The sequence below is a fragment of the Polaribacter sp. Q13 genome (genome assembly GCF_016858305.2).
GTDB lineage: Bacteria > Bacteroidota > Bacteroidia > Flavobacteriales > Flavobacteriaceae > Polaribacter.
In genome coordinates this window covers 4185458-4208641 of the sequence record NZ_CP074436.1, presented here as the reverse complement: position 1 = coordinate 4208641, position 23184 = coordinate 4185458, and the positions used below count along the sequence as shown (strand labels likewise).

Genomic DNA, 23184 nt, shown 5'->3' with positions numbered 1-23184 from the left:
AAAAATCCGTTTTAAATTTAGAATGGAATACTTCTGTTCATCTGGAAGAAGTTTGTGTGAAAAATCAACAAAAAAAATATAAAAATGAACTATAAAAATATAACTGTAGCAGGAAGCGGTGTTTTGGGTTATCAAATTGCATTTCAAACTGCATTTCACGGATTTTGTGTAACTGTTTATGACATCACAGATGAAAATTTGGAGAAAGCAAAAAACAAATTCAACAATTTGGGTGAAGCCTATAAAAAAGACTTAAAAGCAACGCAGCGACAAATTGATAAAACACATCGAAACTTAAAATACACTTCAAATTTAGCAGAAGCTGTAAAAGATGCAGATTTACTCATTGAAGCGGTTCCAGAAAATCCTGCAATAAAAATAGATTTCTATAAAACTCTAGCAAAAGTAGCCCCAGAAAAAACAGTTTTTGTAACAAATTCTTCAACACTATTACCTAGTCAATTTGCAGAATCTACCGGAAGACCTTCTAAGTTTTTAGCTTTACATTTTGCCAATACGGTATGGATTCATAATACAGCAGAAATTATGGGGCATGCAACTACCAACCCCCAAATTTTTAATGATATTATTGACTTTGCCAAAGCAATTGGTATGTTGCCTTTGCCTTTATATAAAGAGCAACCTGGTTATATTTTAAATTCACTATTAGTACCATTAATAAATGCAGCAACTGCTTTATTAGTAAATGAAGTTGCTAAGCCAGAAACAATAGATAAAACTTGGATGAAAGCAACTGGTGCTCCATTAGGTCCTTTTGCTATTCTAGACATTGTTGGCATTACAACAGCCTATAATATTGATAAAATAGCAGCCAACAAAACTAAAGATCCTTTAAAAATAAAAACCGTAGCCTACTTAAAAGAGCACTATATCGATAAAAATAAATTGGGTGTTTCTACTGGTGAAGGGTTTTATAAATATCCTAACCCAGCTTTTAAAAATCCAAATTTTTTAAAATAGTTTTTAATATTCATGTTGCACTTATAACATGAATTTAGAAAACAATTAAATCTTTAAAAAATAAAATAATTTGTAAGTTCAAGGAGTCAGTGTAACAGATATTAAAGCTAACGCAATTATAATTGATACAACAAAAAGTTTAGTGAAACTAAATGGCATAATACAATTCTATTGCCTAGAAAAAAGCTGCAGAAAACGCATCATATTTAGCATCTGGTCTGCAGATAGTAATAAATGAATTAGATATCATAAACTATTAAACTTCGTCTTTTCACATCGTCCTGTTATTTAGATAAGTATTTAAAATAGCTACTTGAAATTCACCAACAATAGGCAGGTTTGCATTTGCATTCATAAGTACCAAACCGTAGCCTAGGTGAGAGAGTTTACAATCTTGTACAATGCTTTGGTTTATTCCACTAAAAATGGGCATAAAATGAGCATTTGTTTCAATACCTGATGCATTTGCAATTTTTATAGCCAGAACCACTGCTTCTAAAATTTGTTTTGGAGACAGCCCTTTATCCAGTAAATCACTTGCCAAATGCGTCATCTGTAAACTGTTATAAAAATCCTTAAAATTATGAATAGCATCAGCCTCATTGTATTTCCTAGAATATAATAATAATAAATTATTATGTAACTTTAATTTTATATCTGCTGTGTTATAACTCTAACCAATTCCTTTTTACAAGAACCATATCATTCTGCAAATAAATCTACATGAATAGATTTTTACTTTTTTAAACTTTTTATATAATTAAACACAATTTTTTTTAAGAATTTAAAATCGTTTAAAAAAGTGTGTATTCTTAGTACAGCCTAATATTTTATAATAATCCTTGTCGTTCATCGTACAAAACTATTTTTTATTTTAAAGGATATCTATTGATAAAACTAAGTTTAAGTGCTTTTTTTGCAGTAGTTAAATGTAATTTCACATCTTCTGTAGTTATGTTTCTTATTTGAGCTATTTCAAACAACTCTAAGTGTTTAAAAGTAGACAATTGAAAAACGGTTCGTATTTCTAAAGGTAAATGATGTAGTACTAATGCAATTTGATTTTCAATGTCTTTAGCACTTAAATCTCTGTCAATCTTTTCAATCCAATCTTTTTCGTCATCTTCTATAAATACATGGTTTAATGTATAGTCATTATGGTTGTAAGACATATCATCTAATTCTTCAATCATCAATAAATCTCCACCACCATCTGTACTAAATTTTTCTTCCATTTCATCCCACTCAGATTGCGTGTAAGTATCAATATTTTTAAGAAAGAAATCATCAAACTCTTCTTCGTCAATTTTATCATCTAATAAGTCATTGGCTTTTTTAAATAACCAAGGATATAATTGTTTCTCACTTTCAACCTCATCAATATGGTCATAAACTTCTATAAATAATCGATTAATAAAATCATCCGCTTTATATTTTCCTTGAGGTAAATTTCCTTTGGTTAAGGCGGTACTTAATCTTTTAATAATGTAGTGCTTTACTTCATATAAATCTGTTAATAATAAGCTATTAAAATCTGCTTGTTTGTTTTCTTGTTTGTACTTCTTTAAATCGGAAAAAGTACTTGCCACAAATACATCAAATTCCTTTTTACTTTCATAATATTTTAAATTGTCCATTTCGAAAAATTTTATTGCCCAAATTTACAAATGCTTTATATTAAAGTGACTGACCTAGATCAGTCTCAAAAGAATATAGTTGTTGATGATTTACTTGGAGTATATGGTCTCATCAACAAAACCAACTTAAAACCTAATGCAAACACTTTAAATATTAATAATATAATTAAACAAACCTTTGAGTGTGCAGCAAATATAAATGCGAAAAAAATTTTATATAGATATTAAAGATTACACCGTAAAATTGCCTGGTAAAGCAGATTGCTATAAATTAGCTTCCACGACAGGTAATTCATTTTTATTTCCTCTAATTATAAGTAAGTAATTACCTTTTTTTATTGATTTCTTGTACTCTATAACACTTTCTTCAGCGACTCCTATACCTCTTAAAATGCCATAAAGACCTGTAGTCATTGCTCCTATTTTTTTTCCATTAATTTCTTGTAAAAACATAGGAGCCAAAAATCCTGCAATAAAAACAGCCCCTATTTTAGGGGTTGATACTACACCAAAGTTTGAAGTTAGTCGTAATTCATCATTACAATATGTTTTTAATTCAGTCCAATAATTTGCAAAATTGGTCTCTAAATTAACGTCTTCTAGTTTGCCTAATACAGAAATTTGAATACCATCAATCTTTAGTTGGCAAATATGCTTTATAGCATTATCAATTTGTTTAATTGTAGGAAAAGCTTTTAATAAAACGCGCTTTTCTTTTAATTCTTCTACTTTAGAGTTCATGTATATTATAATCTTGGCAATTATATAGCCTATTCTATTGCTAAAATAATAGTACAAATACCTATACGAAATGACCTATATCAATCTGATTATTTGGAATCCTTTTTTATTTTTTTACATACTGATGCAGGTCATTCTAATCATAGATTATTAGTCATAATTTTGAGGCATAGAAATAAATTATAAACCTACCTGAGCATACAATTTGCAGGTATTAAAAACATAGAATCATGACAAGGAATAGTGAAAACACCTTATTGGCTTTATTAACAGGGGTAACCAATAGGTGCAGGAATTGGAATTTTGTACGCACCAGATAAAGGTGCAAAAACTAGAAAAAAGATTAAACAAAAAGCAGAGAATCTTGAGCACGACATTGCAGAACGTGTTTCTCATGCTAAAGAAGAACTTACAAAAACCGTAAATCATAAAAAAGAAGAATTTGATCAAAAATTAGATGATGCAATTTCTGATATGAGCGGTAAGGCAGATGATATTATTACGGCTTTAGAAAATAAGTTAGAAGAACTTAAACGTAAAAATGCGCACCTTCAAAAAAACTAATTTTGATTTTTTGAAGCATTAAAATCAAACATCTTAAGAATCGATGTTAATACTCATAACTATGTAAAAAGTAATGAAGAATATATTAACCAAAAAAGTTTTAAAGCATTTATAATTAGTATTATTTTAATCACTAAAATACTAATTATAGGTGCTTTATTTTATACATATTTACAGATAGTACAACTTGTTATTACTTTTAACGATTATTACCCAAACTCTGCAATTTTCTTTAAACCTTCTTTATTTATCAAAATGAGTTTTCTATTGGTTTCTATAGCAATTAAACCTTCGTTTTTAAACTCGGTTAACATTCTAATTGCTGTTTCTGTGGCTGCACCTATTAAGCCTGCAAAATCATCTCTCGGAATACTTATTCCGGCATGTTGCTTATCTTTCATTAAACCTTTAGTATCTAGTTCTAATAATGCTTTGGCCGTTTTTTGACGTACAGTAGCAAATGCCATATCCACTAACTGCTCTTGTAGGTGAATTAAATTATTAGAGATCATTCCAATAAATTTATTAGAAACGTCTCTATTACCATGTATTAGATTTACAAAATCTGCTTTTGGGATGCCGCAAACCTCAGCATCTTCTAAAACACTGGCTGTTTCTATATAAGTTCCGGTATCTCCTAGTAAAGATAATTGGCCAATAAAATTGCCAGCACCATACACTCCTATTACAAACTCCTTACCAGATTCTGTAGTTCTGTATGTTTTTACAGTACCACTTTCTATATAAAACAACTGATGCGCAGCATTGCCTTCATCATAAATTCGCTCTTTGATTTTATAACTTTGTAGGCTACGATCTTTAGATAAAGCTTCTAGATTTAAATAATCTGAAGCTTCATTTAAAAATTGATTCATACCTTGCATATTTTTAGAATACTCTTTCTTTAAAAAATCATTTTTGTTGATTCTACAGGCTATGGCGTCAAGTAATTCTGCTTCTTCAAATGGTTTAATTAAATAATCATCTGCACCAAGATTCATTCCTTTTCTTAAATCTGATTTTTCTGATTTTGCTGTTAAAAATATAAATGGAATACTAGCTGTTTTTAGGTTACTTTGTAATTGCTTAAAAACACCATAACCATCTAATTCTGGCATCATAATATCGCAAATAATTAAATCTGGATGTATTTTAAGTGCTTTTTCAACACCTATTTTACCATTTTCGGCAGTGGATACCTCATAGTTTTCTAATTCAAGAATTTCGGCTGTATTTTCTCTAACATCTTTACTGTCTTCAATTAATAGTATTTTTTTCATATCATTCTATATTTAAAGGAAACTCAAGGTAAAAAGTGGTACCCACATTTAATTCACTTTTAAAGGCAATTTTTCCCCCCATAAGTTCGGTATATTGTTTGGTTATATTTAATCCTAAACCAGTGCCTTGTATATTTGTTGTGTTATTGGCTCGATAAAAACGTCTAAACATATTGTCTAAATCTTCTTTAGGTATGCCAATACCTTTATCTGCAACCGTTATAAATAATTGTTTATTGTTCGATGCTATTTTATAGGTAATCTCTTTATTTTCTTCGGAATATTTAATAGCATTTGATATTAAATTGAAAATAATATGGCGCATTAGTTTAAAATCTAAAAACACTTCTAAATTTTCTTGTTGATGCTTAAATAAAATAATTTGCCCCCTTTTTTTAACCCCTTCCATTTCTTCTATGACAGATTTAGAAAAATCAATAATATTAAAGGTTGAAGGTTGCGCTATAACTTTGCCTTCGTTTAATTTACTTAATGATAAAAAATCATTAAGTATAATAACTAAGTTTTTTATATTAGACCTAATTTTTGATACATGATTTAACCTTTTATCTTCTTTTCCTGGTGCATTTAGTTTCTCTATTAAAATAGCGGAGGATAAAATAGCACTTAAAGGTGTTCTAAACTCATGTGATGCCATTGAGATAAACCGAGATTTTAATTCACTTAACTCTTTTTCTTGTTTTAAACTATTTTGAATATTTAATTCTATCTGTTTCTGTTTGGTAATATTATGATGTACCAATAAAACTTGTGTAATGTTATTGTTTTGATCTCTTAAAGGCGAGGAATTAATTAAAAAGACCCGATTTTGATATCCTACCTCAAAAGAACAATGCTTACCTTTAAATGTTTTTAGAACATTTTCCTTTACTTTGATTTTTACGCTTTGCGGAACCCCTATAACATTATCTATTAAAGTTTTTTCATTTGCCAAACCTCTAAAACCAAGTTCATCTACTTCTTCTCCTTCAACCAAAAGAATATTAAAATTAGAATCGCAAACAACTACAAATCCTTTCGGGAAATTTTTAGAAATATTATCTAGTAAAAATTTACTTTGTATTATTTTATTCTCTGCGGCTTTTGTAACTAAAATTTGGTCTTCTAAACTTAAATTAGATTCTATTAATTTTTGAACCGTTGTAGTGAGTTCTTTGGTCCGTTCCGTTATTTCTCGTTCTAATTCTTCTGTATAATTACGTAACTTATCTTCACTTTCTTTAAATTTTTGTTCGGCTCTTTTTTGTGCTGTAATATCATGAGTTATACCTAGCATCCTAATAGGTTTTCCGTTGATACTTTTATAAACCTTTCCCTTTGCTTTTAACCAACGAATGGATTTATCTGGTAATACAATTCTATATTCATTTGTATACGTACTATCAATTTTTAAAACTTTAGAGATTGCTAATTTTATCCGCACTTTATCATCTGCATGAACCATAGCCATAAATGATTCAAATGTAGGTGCTTGATTTTTGAAATTTGCACCAAATAATAAGTGTTCGTTTTCATCTCTTATAATTCTATTGGTAAGCAAATTCCAATCCCAAGAGCCAAATTCACCCGCTTCTAAGGCAAGCCGAAGCCTTTCTTCGTTTTCTTTGAGTTCTATTTCTGTACTTTTACGTTGGGTAACATCTCGTATAATGGTTAAAAAATTTCCTTCGGATGTTTTAATAATTCGAGATTCAACATGTGTTAATTTATTATTAATGATAAGGGAATACTCTACAGTTTTAGGTTTCTTTGTTTTTTCGCAATCTGAAAAACCATGTCTAATTATTTCACAAATATCTTTTGGAAGAATGGCATCTATGTTTTTTCCAATATGCTCATTATAAGGGACTGAAAACTGATAATTATCGGGGGCATGAAGTTCTATAAGATTACCATATTTATCATAAACAATAATTACATCTGGTAAGGTTTCTAACAAAGCAGAAATTCTGGCTTCGTTTTTTATAATCTTTAATTCGGCTGCCTTTTTCTCTGTAATATCCCTAACGATTGTTAAAATACCATGGTGATTTAAATGAATTACGCGCGCTTCAAAAAAATCTTCTTTATTTTTATTCTTTACGTGATACTCCACTACCTGCAGCGCTCCACTTTTAATAGCAAGTTTGTGGGCTTTTTTTATTACTTTATATACATGCGGTGGTAATATATTATTCATATTCTCACCTATTAAAGTTTTAACAGGCATAGAGAACTTTTCTAATTTTGGAGCAAAACAATCTGTATAATTTCCTTCGAGATCTTGAATAAACATCATATCTGGAATTGCTTCTAACAATGCCCTATTTTTTGCTTTTTCTTCTTGCAGTTGCAGTTCGGTTTCCTTTTGTTTTGTAATGTCTTGTACAAAACCTTCCAAAGCAATTAGATTTCCATTAACATCGAAAATTCCTTGACCTTTTTCTCTACAATATTTAATTGTTCCGTTTTTATGAGTTATACGATATTCTACAAAAAATGCTATTTTGTTAGCAATTGCCTTTTGTACATCTTCTGCTATCGCTTTATTATCTTCTTTAAAAATTAAATGAGGAAATAATACATTTCCATTTACAAACTCCTCGCTTTTGTATCCTGTTAATGCAAAGCAACCTTCACTCATAAACTCTACAGTAAAATTTTCATCGTTCTTTGAACGATACACAATACCTGGTAAGTTATGAATGAGCGTATCAAGTTTTATGTGCTTCATTTGGTAATTCGTTCCGTTTTTAAGAGATGTTAACTGTCTTCTAAAGAAAATAACCTACGTGATATTTTAATATCCTTATTTAATTTTTTGATATTATGAAACAAATAAATCCGTATTTTTTTCTAATATTTTTTTAGTGTTTGTATAGCCCAAATTAAAAATAGTATCAATATTATTCATATCAAAAGTTGCATAATCGACTAATTCTTGGGGTGTTATAACTAAATCGCATTCCGGAAATTTGTTCATAGATTCTGCTGCTACTTTAATTTTATAAGCGCGCTCAATTACAGAATAAGAATGTTTTAAATCGTTGATACTAACTTCTTTTAAGGGATTAACGTAAACACCTATAATTTTAGTACAAATTGTTTTTAAGGGTTCTACAGGGAAATTGTTTAACGTACCGCCATCAACATAATAATTACCATTGATTTCCGTAGGCGTAAAAACACCCGGAAAAGAAGCAGAGGCAATAATAGGTTTTATAACTTGCCCTTGGCTAAATATCTTAGATGACCCATCAATTATATTTGCAGCAGTAACAAATAATGTTTTTTTTAAAGCATCAAAATTGTCGATTGGAAAAAAGGTTTTGAGGTCATCATAAAAATTAGCCGAATTTAAAAAACCAGGTTTATTTCGCGCATATCTATATGTACTAAAAATAGTGATGGTTTTAAAGAAATTTAATATCTCTGGCCAAGAAACACCTGCTGCATATAAGCCACCAACAATAGCTCCAGAACTTGTACCTGCAATATGTGTAGGAAAAATACCATGCTCTTCTAATGCTTTAATTACTCCTATATGAGCAGCTCCACGAGCGCCACCACCAGAAAGGACTAAGCCTATATTCATTTTTATGATTTGTATTTAATATATAAAGATACAAGGTTGATTTTGAACGGATACTGATTTAGGTCAGTTTCTTATAAAACCGGACTAAACACTTTGGCTAGACCTTCTTTTAAACGTTCTATTTTTGGTCTTTTAAGAAATTGATTATAATTTAATTGATTACTTTTTTTACAATCTATTATAAAATCTAGTTTTAATTTTGTTGTTATTTCCTTGTCATACATTAAAACATTGACTTCATAATTTTGCTCAAAACTTCTAATATCTAGATTTGCAGTTCCAATAGTCGTAAGCTCATCATCTGAAATAATAACTTTACTATGTAAAAATCCATCTGGAAATAAAAAAATTTTAACTCCAGATTCTAGTAAATCTTCAAAAATTGAACGAACCGTCCATTTTACCAAAAAACTATCAGATTTTGTAGAGAGAAGTAATCTAATATCGATGCCACTTAGTGCAGCAACTTGCATAGCTTCCTTTAAAGCCTCTCCCGGAATAATATACGGATTGGTAATGTATACATACTTTTTTGCACTATTAATTATAGAAAAATAAAGTTGCTGAATAGCAGAAAATTCTGAATCTGGTCCACCTGCAACAACCTGAGCAACTGTTTTTCCAGAGGTTGAATGTTTCAAGAAATATTGTGTGTTTAATAAATTATCCGAATTACTCGCAAAGCTCCAATCCATAGCAAAAACAGATTGTAAACTATTTACAATCGTTCCTTTTAACTGCAAATGCATATCGTACCAATTACCTAAATCAGGATCTCCAGAGAGGTATTTATCTGCAACATTAATGCCTCCAGTAAAACCATACACGCTATCTACTACCACAATTTTTCTATGATTTCGGTAATTTATTGATGATAAAAACCTACCTAATTTCATAGGTAAAAAACCAAATACTTCTATGCCTTCTGCTTTTAGACTGTTTATATATGTATGACTTAATGTTCTGCTTCCCAAAGCGTCATAAAGCAAACGCACTTCAACACCTTCTTTGGCTTTTTTAATTAATATGGTTTTAAATTTTTCAGCCAAATCGCCTTCTTCAAAAATATAATACTGAATGTGAACGAACTTTTTTGCAGTTTCTAAAGCCTTAAAAATAGCTTCGAAAGTAGCTGCTCCATTTTTAAGTGGAATTATTTCATTGCCAACAGTAGGAACAAAATTTGCTCCTTTAATAATGAGTTTTACTAGTTTTATATGCTTTTTTATGGATGCAGGAATGTCTGAGTCTGAATCTATGGTTTTATAATATTCGTGAACCTTATTTAAGTATTTAGAAATTGATTTTGTTTTTTTTAAGGTATAGAATTTATTTTTTCTTCGATTACGACCAAGTATAAAATATAACAGCATTCCACCAACCGGAATCGTAAAAATTGCCAACAACCAAGCTAAGGTTTTGGTTGGTCGTATTCCGTAAAGCAAGAGTCTACCCATTAGAGCTAATGCTAAAAGAAAATATAGAACGAGCGCTATCGTCATTAGTTAACTAATATTAGTTTCTATGAATAAAATGTAATAAGGTTACTTTTTTAAAACAAACGTTTAAACAAGTAATTATTTTTTATAATGTTGATACGATTAAAAGTATGCCCACTCATAATAATTCATTTTTATGCTAAATTATTATAAATAAAGTATTCTATGAATGACTTAGGTCAGTTCACAAAACGACTTCACACAATAAACTAAATAACTCACAAACAAGCAATTACAATAAAACTAAAAGCATAAAAATAATCTAGACCTGATGGGATTTTTTTACATAACACCAAATACATATAGAAACTAATATCCATAAAAAAATAGCTATAAACTTTATTAAACTGACCTGCATCATTTTATAAATTGCATTATTTAAATACTTTTAATTAAATTTTTAAATAAATTATTTTGGGTATTGCTAAACTTAAAACACAATTAAATCTACTCTTAATTGAACTAGGCGATTTAACCTATTTTACAAGTCACTTTTTCAAAGAAACATTTAAGCGCCCGTTTGAAACCAAAGAATTGTTGCGCCAATGTTACAATATGGGAAACCGTTCTTTATTACTAGTGGGTATAACCAGCTTTATTATTGGCTTAGTATTAGACTTACAAACACGACCAACCTTAATGGAATTTGGTGCTGTATCTTGGATGCCTTCTATGGTTAGCATATCTATTGTAAGAGAAATTGGTCCTATAATAATCGCGCTGGTTTGTGCTGGTAGAATTGGTTCTGGTATTGGTGCAGAATTAGGTTCTATGCGCGTTACCGAACAAATTGATGCTATGGAAGTTTCTGGCACTAATCCTTTTAAATATTTAGTAGTTACTCGTGTGCTAGCAATTACCCTTATGTTACCATTATTAATTGTAATTGGTGATGCATTTGCGCTATTGGGATCTTATATAATTGAAAATATTAAAGGAAATGTATCATTTACATTGTATTTTAATGAAGTTTTTAATTCGTTAGAATTTGGAGATATACTTCCCGCTACCATAAAATCATTCTTTTTTGGTGCAGCCATTGGTATTGTGGGTTGCTATAAAGGCTATTACTGCGAAAAAGGTACAGAAGGAGTTGGAAAAGCTGCTAATTCTGCGGTAGTTATCAGTTCTTTATTATTATTTATTATCGATTTTATTGCCGTTTTTGTAACTAATATTTTCTATGACTAATGAAAAAAGAAAAAATAATATCACCCAATAACATCGTTCTAGAAGTTAAAAACCTGCATAAAAGCTTTGGCAAAAACCATGTCCTAAACGGTTTTAATATGAAACTTTATAAAGGTGAAAATTTAGTGATCATGGGAAAATCGGGATCCGGAAAATCAGTTATGATAAAATGTCTTGTTGGTTTAATTGAAGCTGATAGTGGTATAATATCCGTTATGGGACAAGATCTTACTAAATTAACCCAAGAAGCTTTAGATGTTTTAAGGGCAGATATTGGTTTTCTGTTTCAAGGTAGTGCTTTATATGATTCAATGACAGTGAGAGAAAATTTAGAATTCCCATTAAGACACCATTCTAAAAAAACGGAAACAGATTCAAATACAGAAAGACTTGTAATGGAAGCATTGACCAATGTAGATTTAGCCAATACGGTAGATTTAATGCCTTCTGAATTATCAGGTGGTATGAAACGTCGTGTGGCTTTAGCGAGAACACTAATACTGCAACCAAAAATAATTCTTTATGATGAGCCTACTACAGGATTAGACCCTATTACATCCAAAGAAATTACAATATTGATGCAAGACATACAGAAAAAATACAATACGTCTTCACTTATTATAACTCATGATGTGGATTGCGCTCGTGCAATTTCTGACAGAATGATATTGCTTATCGATGGTATCGATTATGCCGTTGGAACCTTTCAGGAATTATCAAGTTCTAAAGATCCAAAGATTAAAGCCTTTTTTAAAAATTAATGATCATGAAAAAAACAAACACACAAAAAATACGATTAGGTTCTTTTGTTCTTATAGGCACCATTCTATTTATAGTTGGTCTTTATCTTATTGGGCAACGTAAAGATTTGTTTATAAAAACATTTACGTTAAGTTCTAATTTTAAGAATGTAAATGGGCTACAAACAGGAAATAATGTAAGATATTCTGGTATTGATATTGGTACTGTTAAAGATATTACTATGGTTAATGATTCCATTATAAAAGTAGAAATGGCCATTCAACAAAAAATTATTTCACGTATCAAAAAAAATGCCATTGCAACTATTGGTTCAGATGGTTTGGTTGGTAACATGATTGTTAATATTGTTCCGGGTAAGGGAGTTTCTAAAATGATAGAAGATGAAGACATTATAGAATCTTACAGTAAAATAGGAACTGATGACATTTTGAATACGCTTAATACTAGTTCTGAAAATGCAGCGATACTAACATCAGACTTATTAAAAATAACCAAACGTATAACCCAAGGACAAGGTACAATTGGTGTTTTACTTAATGATACCATTATGGCTAACAATTTAAAACAATCCATAGCCAATCTTAAAATAGCAAGTCTAGGTGCAACAAATACCATTTTTGAATTAAAAGCAATCGTTTCTTCTATAAAAACAAATGATAATACCGTTTTGGGTATGCTTTTAAATGATACTATTTCTGGTAAAAAACTAAAACACACCGTAAACTATCTAGAAGCATCTAGTTTAGAAATGGAAGGCCTTTTGAAAAATGTGAATGCTTTAGTAGATAATTTTAATACTAGTAATGGTGCTTATAACTATGTTGTAAAAGATACCATGCTGGTAAATAATTTAAAATCTACACTTAAAAATATTAATGAAGGTTCAGATAAATTCAACCAAAATATGGAAGCTTTAAAACATAATTTTCTAACTCGAGGTTATTTTAGAAAACTAGAACGAAAAGCACAAAAAGAAGCTGCAAAAAAGCTAAAAGATTGATTTATTTTTTATACCAAACAAGCAATTGATCTCAAAATTTATCAAATGCGATGCTGTTCTAAACAGCATTTTATAATGTAGTAAGTAAAGTATTTCACTTTTCTACAATGTAATACTTAAATTTTTTTTGTGTTTTTTACTATAAATAATAATAATAATAATGACATTTCACACTCTATGTCTATCTCAAACTGAAAACTAAGTGTTTTTTGACTTTTACAAAGTTGATGTATTAAAGAATCCTACCTATAAAATCCACCAAAAAAAACAGCTTTTTAAAACACAAAAATCATCAAAAACTATAGATACAATTAAACTATCTTTGCATTAAAAATATTTAAATGCAGTTTTCTGAATTACCCTTACATAAATCTATCTTAAAAGCAGTTGCTGAAGAGCGATTTCATACACCAACACAAGTACAAGAAAAAGCAATTCCTTTAGTGTTAGCTAAAAAAAATGTAATTGTTTCAGCACAAACGGGTACAGGAAAAACTGCCGCTTTTGCATTGCCAATTATTCAACTTTTACTAGACAATGAAGCTGTAGAACAAAAAGTAAAGAAGATAAAATCTTTAATTATTACACCAACTAGAGAATTAGCAATTCAAATTCTAGAAAACTTTGTTAGCTATAGCAAATACACAGATTTAACAACTACAGCTGTTTTTGGAGGTGTTTCTTTAGAACCTCAAAAAGAAATATTAGCAAAAGGTGTAGATGTTTTAGTAGCAACACCTGGTAGGTTAATTGACTTACAATTACAAGGTAACATCGATTTAAGTGCTATTGAAATTTTTGTATTAGATGAAGCAGATTTAATGTTAGACATGGGCTTTATTGCCGATGTAAAAAAGATAGAAGCATTATGTCCTAAGAAAAAGCAAACCTTACTTTTTTCTGCTACTATACCAGAAAAAATAGATGAATTGGCTAAAAGGATTTTAAAAAGCCCAATTAAAATTGAAATAAACCCAGAAGAAACCACAGCAAAAAATATTGGTCAATTATTATATTATCTTCCTAAAAAGAACAAGACAGATTTATGTTTGCACTTGCTAAGAAATACCATAAATGGGAAAATAATTATTTTTAGACGCACAAAATTTGGTGTTGACAAACTGGAGGAATCTTTAAATAAAAATGGATATAAAGTTACCAGTATTCATGGTGATAAAACACAGGCAATAAGAAATAAAGCAATAGAAGATTTTAAAAATAAGAAAGCTAATATCTTAATTGCTACAGATGTTGCCGCACGTGGTATTGATATTACAAATGTAGATGCTATTATTAATTTTGATATTCCTAATATACCAGAAACCTATATTCATAGAATTGGTAGAACCGGTAGAGCAGGAAAATCTGGGATTGCTTTTTCTTTCTGTTCTCCAGACGAAAATGCCTACATTAAATTAATTGAAACTTTAATTGAAAAGCCAATTAAAGTGATTGCAGAACATCCGTATCCTATTGCACCACCAAAACACAGAAAAAAACAACCAAACACTGTTAGTAAACACACTAAAGGAAGAAAATCTGAAGCATCTAAAAAGAATAAAAAACGTTGGTATTAAAAAAACCAATTTGTTTTTTAATTTAAAATAAGCCATAAAAAAACCCCAAGTTAAAACTTGGGGTTTTTAATTATTAGAGGAAAAAGTTCAATTAATCATCCAAATCATTTTTCTTATAAAGTTTTTATAGAGCAACCTATTGCTCTTGTTGTTGTTTTTGTTGGTTTTTTCCCTGCTAATAAAGCATCAATTACATTTTCTACATATTTTTCTGTCACTGCATCTGCGTCTCTAGAACTATTATCTATAGCCCCAATATATTCTACCTTCATTGTTGGCTTGCTTACAATAAAGACATGCGGAGTTTTTGTTGCTCCAAATTTTGGATATATAGTCTGACCTTCATCATATAAATAAGGAAACGTAAATCCTTTCTCTTTTGCCTTAACCTTCATATCCTCAAAACTATCTCCTTTCGAGGCTTTTGGGTCATTTGGGTTTATAGCAATTACAGGATATCCTAATTTCTTATATTTTTTATCTAAAGCAATTATTCTATCTTCATTTGCCATAGAATACGGACAATGGTTACATGTAAAAATAATAACAAACCCTTTTGCTTCCTTATAATCCGATAAGGAAACCATTTTATTATCAATATTTTTTAATTTAAAATCAGCTACAGTATCACCTACTTTATAACCACCTACAGTGTTAATAGTAAATGCACTTGCAACAATAATTACCAATAGCAATAAAATGGATTTTGTAAATTTCATATGGGTTCATTTAAGTTTATAAAATGGATTGTAATTCAGTTTCTAATTTCTCATAATCGAAAGATTGCTCATAAAATTTTCTACCTTTTGCATTGTAAATTAACGTTGCTGGCAATGCTCCAGACCATGTAGAATCAATTGCTTTTATCCAAACATCTTCATTTACATCATTTAATAAAACAACTTTAGATTGCAAATTATTTTTATTGATAAAAGGAATTAATCTTTTATCTACTTGTTTCGGAAAATCTAAACTTACTAAAATAACTTCTACGTTTTTAGCGGCATATTCTTGGTTCAATTTTTCAAACGCTGGTAATTCTTTTACGCAAGGTGCACACCATGTTGCCCAAAAATTTATTACATACGTTTTGCCATCATCTTTTTCTAACAAAGGTTTTAATTCATTGTAAGTATAAGACGTAACCGAAGAAACCTTTTCCGATTCCTTTTTCATCGCTTCCTTTTTACAAGAAAATAAAAGCGCGAAAAAAAATAAAAAATAAAAACATTTTTTTAGCATTTTATAAAATTACAAAGAAGATTTCTTAATAAAAAACTATTAACTAATCCTTAACTAAAAAGCCTCATAAAAATAAATTTATGAGGCTTTTGTATAAAGTATTGACGGTTTTTAACCAAATATTTCGTTTAAAATTTTAGCCAATCTAATTCCTCCTTTTTGTAATTGCGTTCTCACAGTACCTAAATAATCATAAGAATATCTATATTTTAGATTTTCTCCTACTTTTGCAGAACTATATACATCTTTTGTAATTTCATGTACTTCATCTACCCACTCTACAACCGTTCCGTTTTCTATGGCTTTAATTTCTGATTTAGATAAATCTTTTGCGTTATCAGCCAATTCTCCATAACTCATATTCCATTCTTCAATCATTTTAGAATCCCAAACGGTATGTAAATTTGTACCAGTACCAAACCACTGAACCTGTATTCCATTTCCTCCTTTATCTTCTCTTTGTCCGATGTGTAATGGTTGATGTAAATCTCCCACTAAATGAACCAATATTTTTAAATAGAAAACTTTATCCTCTTCAGAACTATTTTTATCTTTTAAAACTTGCACACATTTATGAATTCCTGTAACCAAATCTCCTTTAGGATTTTTTTCTGCATCTGCATACTTTTCATCCAAATCCATATTTACATAATGCCAAGAGTAAAATTTATTGTATTTCTTATCAGATTTTATTTGATCTCCATATGTCGATACAAAAGCTAAACTTTGCCCTTTTAACAATTTATCAATTTTTCTTTTCGTCTTGTTTGTTAAATGTTTTTCAGCAATTTTAGCCGTAGTTCTATGTCCTGTAGGCCCCCAAAACACCGTTTCTACTGTTGTAGGTTTTGAGAAAAAAAATAACGATATCATTAAAAATAATTTAATATGCATCTTGATCTTGTATTATTAAGTTTCTACAAATTTATAAAAAATAATCTTCACCAATTTTGTAAATAAGAAAAAATAAACTATATCTTTGTGATATCATTTTAATATCATTTTAAATAAAACATTATGAAAGAAGAGAAAATTATTAAACCTGCCAACGGTTATCTAATGTTGTTAATTGTATTAGTACTATTTTTTGGAGGAATTGCATTATGCGTTTTAAATGAAACTATTCTTTACATCATTGTTTCTTTAATAGGTTTTATTGGCTTTTTCGGTTTTATCTTGGTAAACCCAAACACTTCTAAAGTTATTTTGTTATTTGGTAAATATGTAGGTACTATAAAAGAAAATGGTTTGTTTTGGGCGAATCCACTATTCAGAAAAAAGTCTATTTCATTAAGAGCTAGTAATTTTGATAGTGAACGTTTAAAAGTAAATGATAAATTAGGAAACCCAATAATGATTTCTACTATTTTGGTTTGGAGAGTAACAGACACTTACAAGGCTGCTTTTGATGTTGATAATTACGAAAACTTTGTACGCGTACAAACAGATGCTGCCGTTAGAAAGTTAGCAAGTATGTATCCATATGATAATTTTGCTGATGAAGGCCATGATGAAGATATTACTTTACGCTCTAGTGTTAATGAAGTTTCTGAAGCTTTAGAAAAAGAAATTGACGAGCGTTTATCTATTGCAGGGATAGAGGTTTTAGAAGCAAGAATAGGGTATTTAGCGTATGCTCAAGAAATTGCTTCTGCCATGTTAAAAAGACAACAGGCAACTGCAATTGTTGCTGCTAGACATAAAATTGTACAAGGTGCTGTGGAAATGGTAGAAATGGCTTTGAATGAATTAAACAGAAAGCAAATTGTTGAGCTAGATGATGAACGCAAAGCAGCAATGGTAAGCAATTTGTTGGTTATTTTATGTGGAGATAAAGAAGCATCTCCTGTTGTAAACGCAGGAACCTTAAGTCATTAAATACAGTTATCAAGACTAAAAATTTTAAATTAAAATCTATTTTTTTAACAAAATTAAAAACATGAAAGAATATAAATTTTTAAAACAAAAAATGTTTTGGTCTAATAGCCAAAATAAGTTTGAAGAGGAGATTAATTCATATGCAAAACAAGGTTGGCGTGTAATTAATGTATATGCCAATACTAATGGTGGTGTATATGCTGTTTTAGAAAAAGACAAAAACAGATAATATGAAAGTTTTTAAAGAAAAACAGCGCTTTAGACAAACTTGGTTGATTTTAGTTTTGATTTTTAGTACAATTGTGCCAATAGCAATAATTATAAAAAAACATATAGAAGAAAACACACCTGTAACTATCAAAGATTTTCTAACAACTATTATTACCATTGTAGTTTCTATTGCCGTAATTTTTTTCTTTAAATTAACCACTAGAATTGATGAAAAAGGAATTCATTACCAATTTTTTCCTTTACATTTTTCAGTAAAAACAATTCCTTGGAATGAAATTTCTAAGGCTTATGTAAGAAAATATCAACCTATTACAGAATTTGGTGGTTGGGGTATAAAAGGTGGTTTTTTCTTTAACAAAGGAAGAGAAAAAGCTGTAAATGTTTCTGGAAATATTGGCATTCAATTACTCCTAAAAGATGGCGAAAAATTATTAATAGGAACACAATTAAAGGAAGAAGCAAAAAGAGTTTTAGAAACTTATAGTTTAAAAATAAATTAATATGATTCGTATAATTACCTATTTAGTAGTCACCCTTTTTGGAATATCGGTTTCTTTTGCACAAGTAAAATCCGAAGAAATTTTAATAAAAAATGGAACCATAGAACTTCCTGGAACGTTAACTTTTATGGAAGAAAATACGCCCTTAATTATTTGGGTTCATGGCTCTGGACCTGTAGATAGAAATGGAAATCAACCTGCACAAAACGTAAAAGCTAATTATATTAAACAATTTAGAGACTCCATCAATAAAGAAAACATTGCTTTTTTTAGTTATGATAAAAGAACGGCCAACAAGAATAATAGGGCTTTATTAAAAGATACAAAGATTACAGATTTTACCGTTGATGTAGAAAAAGTAATTTCTCATTTTAAAAACGACAATCGTTTTTCTGAAATTATATTAGTTGGTCATAGTCAAGGTTCTTTAATTGCTATGATGGCAGCAAAAAACGTTGACAAATATATTTCTATTGCTGGAGCAGGAGAACAGATTGATGAAACCATTATAAAACAAATTTCAAAAAATAATCCTAATTTAGGTATTGCTGCAAGAAAGCAATTTGACACTTTAAGAGTAAAAGGTAAAATTAAAACGGTACATCCGTTTTTAATGAGCATATTTGGTGAAAGAAATCAACCTTTTTTATACGATTGGATGCAGTTAAATCCTAAAACAGAAATTAAAAAGCTACACATCCCTATTTTAATTATTAATGGTGATAAAGATATTCAGGTTCAAATTGAAGATGCAAAGGCATTACATAACGCTAATCCAACATCTGAATTGGTGATTATAAAAAATATGAATCATGTTTTAAAAGACATTCAAAAAGAGGAAGACAATATTAAGTCTTATTATTCTTCGGAATTCCAAATTTCAGAACAATTAATTAAAACCATCGTTTTATTTATAAAAAGCTAACATGGCAAAGAAAAAAGCATTCGCGTTGCGAGTTAATGAAGACATGATAAAAGCCATTGAAAAATGGGCTGCAGATGAATTTCGTTCTACAAACGGACAAATAGAATGGATGCTAATGCAAGCACTTAAAAATGCAAAAAGAGAACCTAAGAAAAAAGAGGACTAAATTAATGTCATTTAAATACTGTAGATCCACCTGGTGTCAAATAATACCAACTACTCTATTTAATCGTACTTATTTTTGAAAAAACATCAAATCCGTAGTAATCATAAATTTCAATTTTCATACTCACCACATAATTTGTGATAAGGTATCTCTTTTAGTTTCTCAATTATTTCTTTATCGATTGGAAATACATAATCATCTTGAAACCAAACAATTCTTAAAGAAGAAAAATCTTTACCAACATCTTTTAAGTTTTTATTTGACCGAACTGTAATTCTGCAGGTAACTTTAGGTATTACATAATTATCTTCTGAAAGATATGATATTTGAGTCTGTTTAGGATCAATAACATAAATTTCATTGAAGTATTTATCTTTGCCTTCTCTATAAATAATCTCCGCATTATAACTTTGATTCGGAAAGCCTTCCAACAAATTACTATACGTTAAATTTTGCTCAATACTACTGATATAAACTTCTAAATTACCATCAACTATTATTTTATGACGCATCTTTTTACCTTCAATTTTTAATAAGAATATTTATTACACACTAAACTATAAGGTATCTCTTTGATTTTCTTAAGAATCTTATTTTCTATAGGAAATGCAAAATCATCTTGAAACCATACAATAGTAAGACTAGAAAAATCACAATTATCTATTACCCCATCAAACTTTACATCAGCTCTACAAATAACAGAAGGTAAAGTACGTTTGTATATTTTAAAAAACGGTATCTTTATTCTAGGAGGATCAATTAAATAAGTACCTCTACCAGATCTATTTTTTTCTGAATTTAAAATATTCGCATTTATTAGCTTATTTGGTTTTTCTGTCTTTAACCCACGATATGTTTTTTCTTGATCTAAACTATAAATAAGTACCTCTTTATCTCCTTCAACTATTAGTCTTTTATTTTTGCCTTTAAATATTTCTGTATAAAAATCCATTTTTTAAGTTATTATTTAGCTTTTTGACACCTATATTATTAATTGTTAATTACTTTAAATTTAAAACTAATAATCTCCCTTAGTTACAATACAATCTCAGAAACTACCGTTTAGACAAAACATATCAACACTATTTCTTACTTTATTATAACGATGAAAATAAAAAAAAATGAAATAGATATATTTTTACCTATAGCGAATTACATCGTTACCCAAATATAAGAAATTGAAGGTAATGCATTAAAAAAACATCTCTTAAATTAGAGTACAACCAAAGTATCTTAAAAATTAATTATCTACTATCACAAAACCTCATAAATTCATTTCATTAAAAATAAAAACAACATAACCATTAAAAATAAACCCTCATTTTATATTGAGCGTTTGCAATTTTGTATATTGGCTCCTTGATCAAAATCTATGAAACTAATTTTTTTCAACTTACCCTTTTATGAATAAAAAAATAGGATTTCTATGTTTATTGTTTTGTTGCTTTAAACTACAAGCACAATCTACAGCAGAAGACAAATTAGGAACTTGGTATATGTATAATGGTACTCATAAATTATCTAAAAATGTAAAACTTAAAACAAGCGCGCATTTTAGATATTATGAACTAGCTACAGAATACCAACAAGAAATTTATAGGGTTGGTATCAACTATACTTTTAATCCTAAAATTAATGTTACAGCTGGTGGTGTATATTCAATAACAGATACATCTTACAAAAGTGATGCTCCTATTTTATATGAATATCGGTTTTATCAAGATCTAAATATCAAAGATAATTGGGGAAAAATTAAAGTAAAACATCGTGTGCGATTAGCACAAAGGTTTAAAAGAAAAAACTTAATAAATACGGTAGCTCATAGAATAAGATATGGGTTGTTTTTAAACTACCCAATTTCTAAAAACTTAGAAACCTATGCTTTTAGTGAGCTCTTTATAAAATTTGCATCAAAAGCATACAGTCAAAACAGAACTGGAGTAGGCCTGCTTAAAAAAATTAGCAGCAACCTAAAACTAAAATTAGGTTATTTTTACACAAAATTTTCTAACAGTGATCTTCACAGACTTCAATTAGGAGTTCTTATAAATACAGACTTTACTAAAAAAACAATATAAGTATGACCACACCCACTTTTACTAATGATGCAATCGTTTTTGGAATCTTAATGTTATCACTCGGCTTTGTTTTCTATACAGAAAGTAAAACCAGTGGTTTTTGGCATAAATTTTACAAAATTGTACCAGGTTTATTTATGGCATATTTTATCCCTGCCATCTTTACAACTGCCGGAATAATATCCCCAGAATGGGAAACCTTAAATTCTGCAGGAGAAATAATAAAAGGAAAAACTCAATTGTATTATATTTCTAGTCGATTTTTATTACCGGCTGCCTTAGTTCTAATGACACTAAGCATCGATTTAAAAGCAATTTTTAACTTAGGTTCTAAAGCATTAATTATGTTTTTTACCGGAACTGTAGGTATTATTATTGGAGGACCAATAGCCATTTTACTAATTTCAATTTTCTCTCCAGAAACTGTTGGTGGATCTGATTTTGATGCCGTTTGGCGTGGTTTATCTACCCTTGCTGGTAGTTGGATTGGTGGTGGAGCAAACCAAACTGCTATGTTAGAAATTTACAAATACAATCCGGCAAAATATGGAGGAATGGTGTTTGTAGATATCGTTGTTGCTAATATTTGGATGGCTATTTTATTAATAGGAATTGGTAAAAAGGATAAAATAGACAAATGGTTGGGGGCAGATACCTCTGCTATTGAAGATTTAAAAGAAAAAGTATCTACTTTTGCTAAAAAAGTAAAAAGAACTCCAACGGTAACAGACTTTATGATTATTCTTGCAATTGCTTTTGGTACTGTAGGTTTTGGTCATTTTGCTTCTGCTTATTTAAGTTCTTTTTTCAGCAATCTAGTAGCAAGTATTGAATCTGAAACCTGGAGAAATATCTTTACTTTTTTAGACTCAGGATTCTTTTGGCTAATTAGTATTTCTACAATAATTGCTGTTATTTTATCTTTTACAAAAGCCAAAAATTACGAAGGTGCAGGTGCTAGTAAAATTGGAAGTGTTTTTATTTACGTTTTAGTTGCCACTATTGGTATGAAAATGGATTTAGCAATGATTTTTGACAATGTAGGCTTAATTGCAATTGGACTTGTTTGGATGTCTATACACGCGGGATTATTAATTTTAGTTGCCAAATTAATTAAAGCGCCTTATTTCTTTTTAGCTGTTGGTAGCCAAGCAAATGTTGGTGGCGCTGCTTCTGCCCCAATTGTAGCACAAGCTTTTCATCCTTCTTTGGCAACGGTTGGTGTTTTATTGGCAGTTTTTGGTTATGCTATAGGAACAATCGGTGCTATTTTATGTACCATTTTAATGGAATTATCTGCAACACTTTAAATAATAATGAAGATATTTGCAGACGAA

The 23184-nt window shown here is 29.4% G+C and carries 25 protein-coding genes; 13 read left to right on the top strand and 12 right to left on the bottom strand.

Annotated elements, in window-relative coordinates:
* The first annotated feature begins 84 nt into the window (after positions 1–84).
* Positions 85–981: a 3-hydroxyacyl-CoA dehydrogenase gene (locus tag JOP69_RS17835; protein ID WP_203393526.1), complete on the top strand. Its 897-nt coding sequence runs from the start codon at positions 85–87 to the stop codon at positions 979–981.
* A 271-nt stretch (positions 982–1252) separates the two neighbouring features.
* On the opposite strand, the gene JOP69_RS17830 is transcribed toward JOP69_RS17835, so the two are convergent.
* The 3 genes from JOP69_RS17830 to JOP69_RS17820 all read right to left on the bottom strand — a co-directional run bounded on the left by JOP69_RS17830 (position 1253) and on the right by JOP69_RS17820 (position 3359).
* A complete protein-coding gene (locus JOP69_RS17830; protein WP_203393527.1) occupies positions 1253–1534 on the bottom strand; it encodes a hypothetical protein in 282 nt (93 codons plus the stop codon).
* 316 nt (positions 1535–1850) lie between these two features.
* Positions 1851–2618: a sigma-70 family RNA polymerase sigma factor gene (locus tag JOP69_RS17825; RefSeq protein WP_203393528.1), complete on the bottom strand. Its 768-nt coding sequence runs from the start codon at positions 2616–2618 to the stop codon at positions 1851–1853.
* A gap of 264 nt (positions 2619–2882) precedes the next feature.
* On the bottom strand, positions 2883–3359 hold the full coding sequence (locus JOP69_RS17820) for a hypothetical protein (protein WP_203393529.1): 477 nt from the start codon (positions 3357–3359) through the stop codon (positions 2883–2885).
* 303 nt (positions 3360–3662) lie between these two features.
* Between JOP69_RS17820 and JOP69_RS17815 the strand changes: the two genes are divergently transcribed.
* Positions 3663–3923 (top strand): YtxH domain-containing protein, encoded by a 261-nt coding sequence (locus JOP69_RS17815; RefSeq protein WP_252191144.1) that lies wholly within the window; start codon positions 3663–3665, stop codon positions 3921–3923.
* A gap of 209 nt (positions 3924–4132) precedes the next feature.
* Here JOP69_RS17815 and JOP69_RS17810 read toward each other — a convergent pair whose 3' ends face one another.
* The 4 genes from JOP69_RS17810 to cls form a co-directional block, all read right to left on the bottom strand.
* Positions 4133–5203 carry a response regulator gene (locus tag JOP69_RS17810; RefSeq protein ID WP_203393530.1) on the bottom strand — a complete coding sequence of 357 codons (1071 nt, stop codon included), beginning with the start codon at positions 5201–5203 and terminating at the stop codon, positions 4133–4135.
* A 1-nt stretch (position 5204) separates the two neighbouring features.
* Positions 5205–7937: a PAS domain-containing sensor histidine kinase gene (locus JOP69_RS17805; protein WP_203393531.1), complete on the bottom strand. Its 2733-nt coding sequence runs from the start codon at positions 7935–7937 to the stop codon at positions 5205–5207.
* Positions 7938–8030: 93 nt separating this feature from the next.
* The gene (locus JOP69_RS17800; RefSeq protein WP_203393532.1) at positions 8031–8798 is read right to left on the bottom strand and encodes a patatin-like phospholipase family protein; all 768 of its coding nucleotides are present in this window, start codon (positions 8796–8798) and stop codon (positions 8031–8033) included.
* 71 nt (positions 8799–8869) lie between these two features.
* Positions 8870–10300, bottom strand: coding sequence for a cardiolipin synthase (gene cls / locus JOP69_RS17795; RefSeq protein WP_203393533.1), 1431 nt, complete (start codon positions 10298–10300; stop codon positions 8870–8872).
* A gap of 408 nt (positions 10301–10708) precedes the next feature.
* On the opposite strand from cls, the gene JOP69_RS17790 reads away from it, so the two are divergent.
* From JOP69_RS17790 to JOP69_RS17775, 4 genes are all read left to right on the top strand, one after another.
* Complete coding sequence (locus tag JOP69_RS17790; protein ID WP_203393668.1) at positions 10709–11488, top strand: ABC transporter permease; 780 nt, start codon at positions 10709–10711, stop codon at positions 11486–11488.
* On the top strand, positions 11488–12249 hold the full coding sequence (locus JOP69_RS17785; protein WP_203393534.1) for an ABC transporter ATP-binding protein: 762 nt from the start codon (positions 11488–11490) through the stop codon (positions 12247–12249). The genes JOP69_RS17790 and JOP69_RS17785 overlap by 1 nt, the downstream gene beginning before the upstream one ends.
* A 5-nt stretch (positions 12250–12254) precedes the next feature.
* Positions 12255–13250: an MlaD family protein gene (locus tag JOP69_RS17780; RefSeq protein WP_203393535.1), complete on the top strand. Its 996-nt coding sequence runs from the start codon at positions 12255–12257 to the stop codon at positions 13248–13250.
* A 341-nt stretch (positions 13251–13591) separates the two neighbouring features.
* The gene (locus JOP69_RS17775) at positions 13592–14827 is read left to right on the top strand and encodes a DEAD/DEAH box helicase (protein ID WP_203393536.1); all 1236 of its coding nucleotides are present in this window, start codon (positions 13592–13594) and stop codon (positions 14825–14827) included.
* Between the two features lie 113 nt (positions 14828–14940).
* Here the strand turns inward: JOP69_RS17775 and JOP69_RS17770 are convergent, their stop codons facing one another.
* From JOP69_RS17770 to JOP69_RS17760, 3 genes are all read right to left on the bottom strand, one after another.
* The gene (locus tag JOP69_RS17770; RefSeq protein WP_203393537.1) at positions 14941–15546 is read right to left on the bottom strand and encodes a thioredoxin family protein; all 606 of its coding nucleotides are present in this window, start codon (positions 15544–15546) and stop codon (positions 14941–14943) included.
* Between the two features lie 16 nt (positions 15547–15562).
* The gene (locus JOP69_RS17765; RefSeq protein ID WP_249987278.1) at positions 15563–16003 is read right to left on the bottom strand and encodes a TlpA disulfide reductase family protein; all 441 of its coding nucleotides are present in this window, start codon (positions 16001–16003) and stop codon (positions 15563–15565) included.
* Between the two features lie 177 nt (positions 16004–16180).
* A complete protein-coding gene (locus JOP69_RS17760) occupies positions 16181–16942 on the bottom strand; it encodes a S1/P1 nuclease (RefSeq protein WP_249987279.1) in 762 nt (253 codons plus the stop codon).
* 144 nt (positions 16943–17086) lie between these two features.
* Here JOP69_RS17760 and JOP69_RS17755 point away from each other — a divergent pair, with 144 nt between their 5' ends.
* The 5 genes from JOP69_RS17755 (at position 17087) to JOP69_RS17735 (ending at position 19769) form a co-directional block, all read left to right on the top strand.
* On the top strand, positions 17087–17947 hold the full coding sequence (locus JOP69_RS17755; protein WP_203393540.1) for an SPFH domain-containing protein: 861 nt from the start codon (positions 17087–17089) through the stop codon (positions 17945–17947).
* Between the two features lie 61 nt (positions 17948–18008).
* Complete coding sequence (locus JOP69_RS17750) at positions 18009–18176, top strand: DUF4177 domain-containing protein (protein ID WP_203393541.1); 168 nt, start codon at positions 18009–18011, stop codon at positions 18174–18176.
* 1 nt (position 18177) lies between these two features.
* Positions 18178–18678, top strand: a complete 501-nt coding sequence (locus tag JOP69_RS17745; protein ID WP_203393542.1) for a hypothetical protein — start codon at positions 18178–18180, stop codon at positions 18676–18678.
* Between the two features lies 1 nt (position 18679).
* The gene (locus JOP69_RS17740) at positions 18680–19603 is read left to right on the top strand and encodes an alpha/beta hydrolase (RefSeq protein WP_203393543.1); all 924 of its coding nucleotides are present in this window, start codon (positions 18680–18682) and stop codon (positions 19601–19603) included.
* A 1-nt stretch (position 19604) separates the two neighbouring features.
* Positions 19605–19769, top strand: a complete 165-nt coding sequence (locus JOP69_RS17735; protein ID WP_158838091.1) for an Arc family DNA binding domain-containing protein — start codon at positions 19605–19607, stop codon at positions 19767–19769.
* A gap of 110 nt (positions 19770–19879) precedes the next feature.
* Here JOP69_RS17735 and JOP69_RS17730 read toward each other — a convergent pair whose 3' ends face one another.
* Both JOP69_RS17730 and JOP69_RS17725 read right to left on the bottom strand, forming a co-directional pair.
* On the bottom strand, positions 19880–20281 hold the full coding sequence (locus JOP69_RS17730; protein WP_203393544.1) for a hypothetical protein: 402 nt from the start codon (positions 20279–20281) through the stop codon (positions 19880–19882).
* Between the two features lie 17 nt (positions 20282–20298).
* Positions 20299–20721 carry a hypothetical protein gene (locus JOP69_RS17725; RefSeq protein WP_203393545.1) on the bottom strand — a complete coding sequence of 141 codons (423 nt, stop codon included), beginning with the start codon at positions 20719–20721 and terminating at the stop codon, positions 20299–20301.
* Positions 20722–21172: 451 nt separating this feature from the next.
* Between JOP69_RS17725 and JOP69_RS17720 the strand changes: the two genes are divergently transcribed.
* Together JOP69_RS17720 and JOP69_RS17715 are read left to right on the top strand one after the other, a co-directional pair.
* Positions 21173–21847 carry a DUF2490 domain-containing protein gene (locus tag JOP69_RS17720; protein ID WP_203393546.1) on the top strand — a complete coding sequence of 225 codons (675 nt, stop codon included), beginning with the start codon at positions 21173–21175 and terminating at the stop codon, positions 21845–21847.
* Positions 21848–21849: 2 nt separating this feature from the next.
* The gene (locus tag JOP69_RS17715; RefSeq protein WP_203393547.1) at positions 21850–23157 is read left to right on the top strand and encodes a DUF819 domain-containing protein; all 1308 of its coding nucleotides are present in this window, start codon (positions 21850–21852) and stop codon (positions 23155–23157) included.
* Positions 23158–23184 lie beyond the last annotated feature (27 nt).

Bases quoted from the DNA above. Each gene is read 5' to 3' on its own strand.
- JOP69_RS17745 (WP_203393542.1), top strand. From the start codon at position 18,178: ATGAAAGTTTTTAAAGAAAAACAGCGCTTTAGACAAACTTGGTTGATT.
- JOP69_RS17775 (WP_203393536.1), top strand. From the start codon at position 13,592: ATGCAGTTTTCTGAATTACCCTTACATAAATCTATCTTAAAAGCAGTT.
- JOP69_RS17785 (WP_203393534.1), top strand. From the start codon at position 11,488: ATGAAAAAAGAAAAAATAATATCACCCAATAACATCGTTCTAGAAGTT.
- JOP69_RS17835 (WP_203393526.1), top strand. From the start codon at position 85: ATGAACTATAAAAATATAACTGTAGCAGGAAGCGGTGTTTTGGGTTAT.
- JOP69_RS17760 (WP_249987279.1), bottom strand. From the start codon at position 16,942: ATGATATCGTTATTTTTTTTCTCAAAACCTACAACAGTAGAAACGGTG.
- JOP69_RS17740 (WP_203393543.1), top strand. From the start codon at position 18,680: ATGATTCGTATAATTACCTATTTAGTAGTCACCCTTTTTGGAATATCG.
- JOP69_RS17810 (WP_203393530.1), bottom strand. From the start codon at position 5,203: ATGAAAAAAATACTATTAATTGAAGACAGTAAAGATGTTAGAGAAAAT.
- JOP69_RS17725 (WP_203393545.1), bottom strand. From the start codon at position 20,721: ATGGATTTTTATACAGAAATATTTAAAGGCAAAAATAAAAGACTAATA.
- JOP69_RS17800 (WP_203393532.1), bottom strand. From the start codon at position 8,798: ATGAATATAGGCTTAGTCCTTTCTGGTGGTGGCGCTCGTGGAGCTGCT.
- JOP69_RS17780 (WP_203393535.1), top strand. From the start codon at position 12,255: ATGAAAAAAACAAACACACAAAAAATACGATTAGGTTCTTTTGTTCTT.
- JOP69_RS17730 (WP_203393544.1), bottom strand. From the start codon at position 20,281: ATGCGTCATAAAATAATAGTTGATGGTAATTTAGAAGTTTATATCAGT.
- JOP69_RS17820 (WP_203393529.1), bottom strand. From the start codon at position 3,359: ATGAACTCTAAAGTAGAAGAATTAAAAGAAAAGCGCGTTTTATTAAAA.
- cls (WP_203393533.1), bottom strand. From the start codon at position 10,300: ATGACGATAGCGCTCGTTCTATATTTTCTTTTAGCATTAGCTCTAATG.
- JOP69_RS17805 (WP_203393531.1), bottom strand. From the start codon at position 7,937: ATGAAGCACATAAAACTTGATACGCTCATTCATAACTTACCAGGTATT.
- JOP69_RS17755 (WP_203393540.1), top strand. From the start codon at position 17,087: ATGAAAGAAGAGAAAATTATTAAACCTGCCAACGGTTATCTAATGTTG.
- JOP69_RS17825 (WP_203393528.1), bottom strand. From the start codon at position 2,618: ATGGACAATTTAAAATATTATGAAAGTAAAAAGGAATTTGATGTATTT.
- JOP69_RS17765 (WP_249987278.1), bottom strand. From the start codon at position 16,003: ATGAAAAAGGAATCGGAAAAGGTTTCTTCGGTTACGTCTTATACTTAC.
- JOP69_RS17830 (WP_203393527.1), bottom strand. From the start codon at position 1,534: ATGACGCATTTGGCAAGTGATTTACTGGATAAAGGGCTGTCTCCAAAA.
- JOP69_RS17735 (WP_158838091.1), top strand. From the start codon at position 19,605: ATGGCAAAGAAAAAAGCATTCGCGTTGCGAGTTAATGAAGACATGATA.
- JOP69_RS17715 (WP_203393547.1), top strand. From the start codon at position 21,850: ATGACCACACCCACTTTTACTAATGATGCAATCGTTTTTGGAATCTTA.
- JOP69_RS17770 (WP_203393537.1), bottom strand. From the start codon at position 15,546: ATGAAATTTACAAAATCCATTTTATTGCTATTGGTAATTATTGTTGCA.
- JOP69_RS17750 (WP_203393541.1), top strand. From the start codon at position 18,009: ATGAAAGAATATAAATTTTTAAAACAAAAAATGTTTTGGTCTAATAGC.
- JOP69_RS17720 (WP_203393546.1), top strand. From the start codon at position 21,173: ATGAATAAAAAAATAGGATTTCTATGTTTATTGTTTTGTTGCTTTAAA.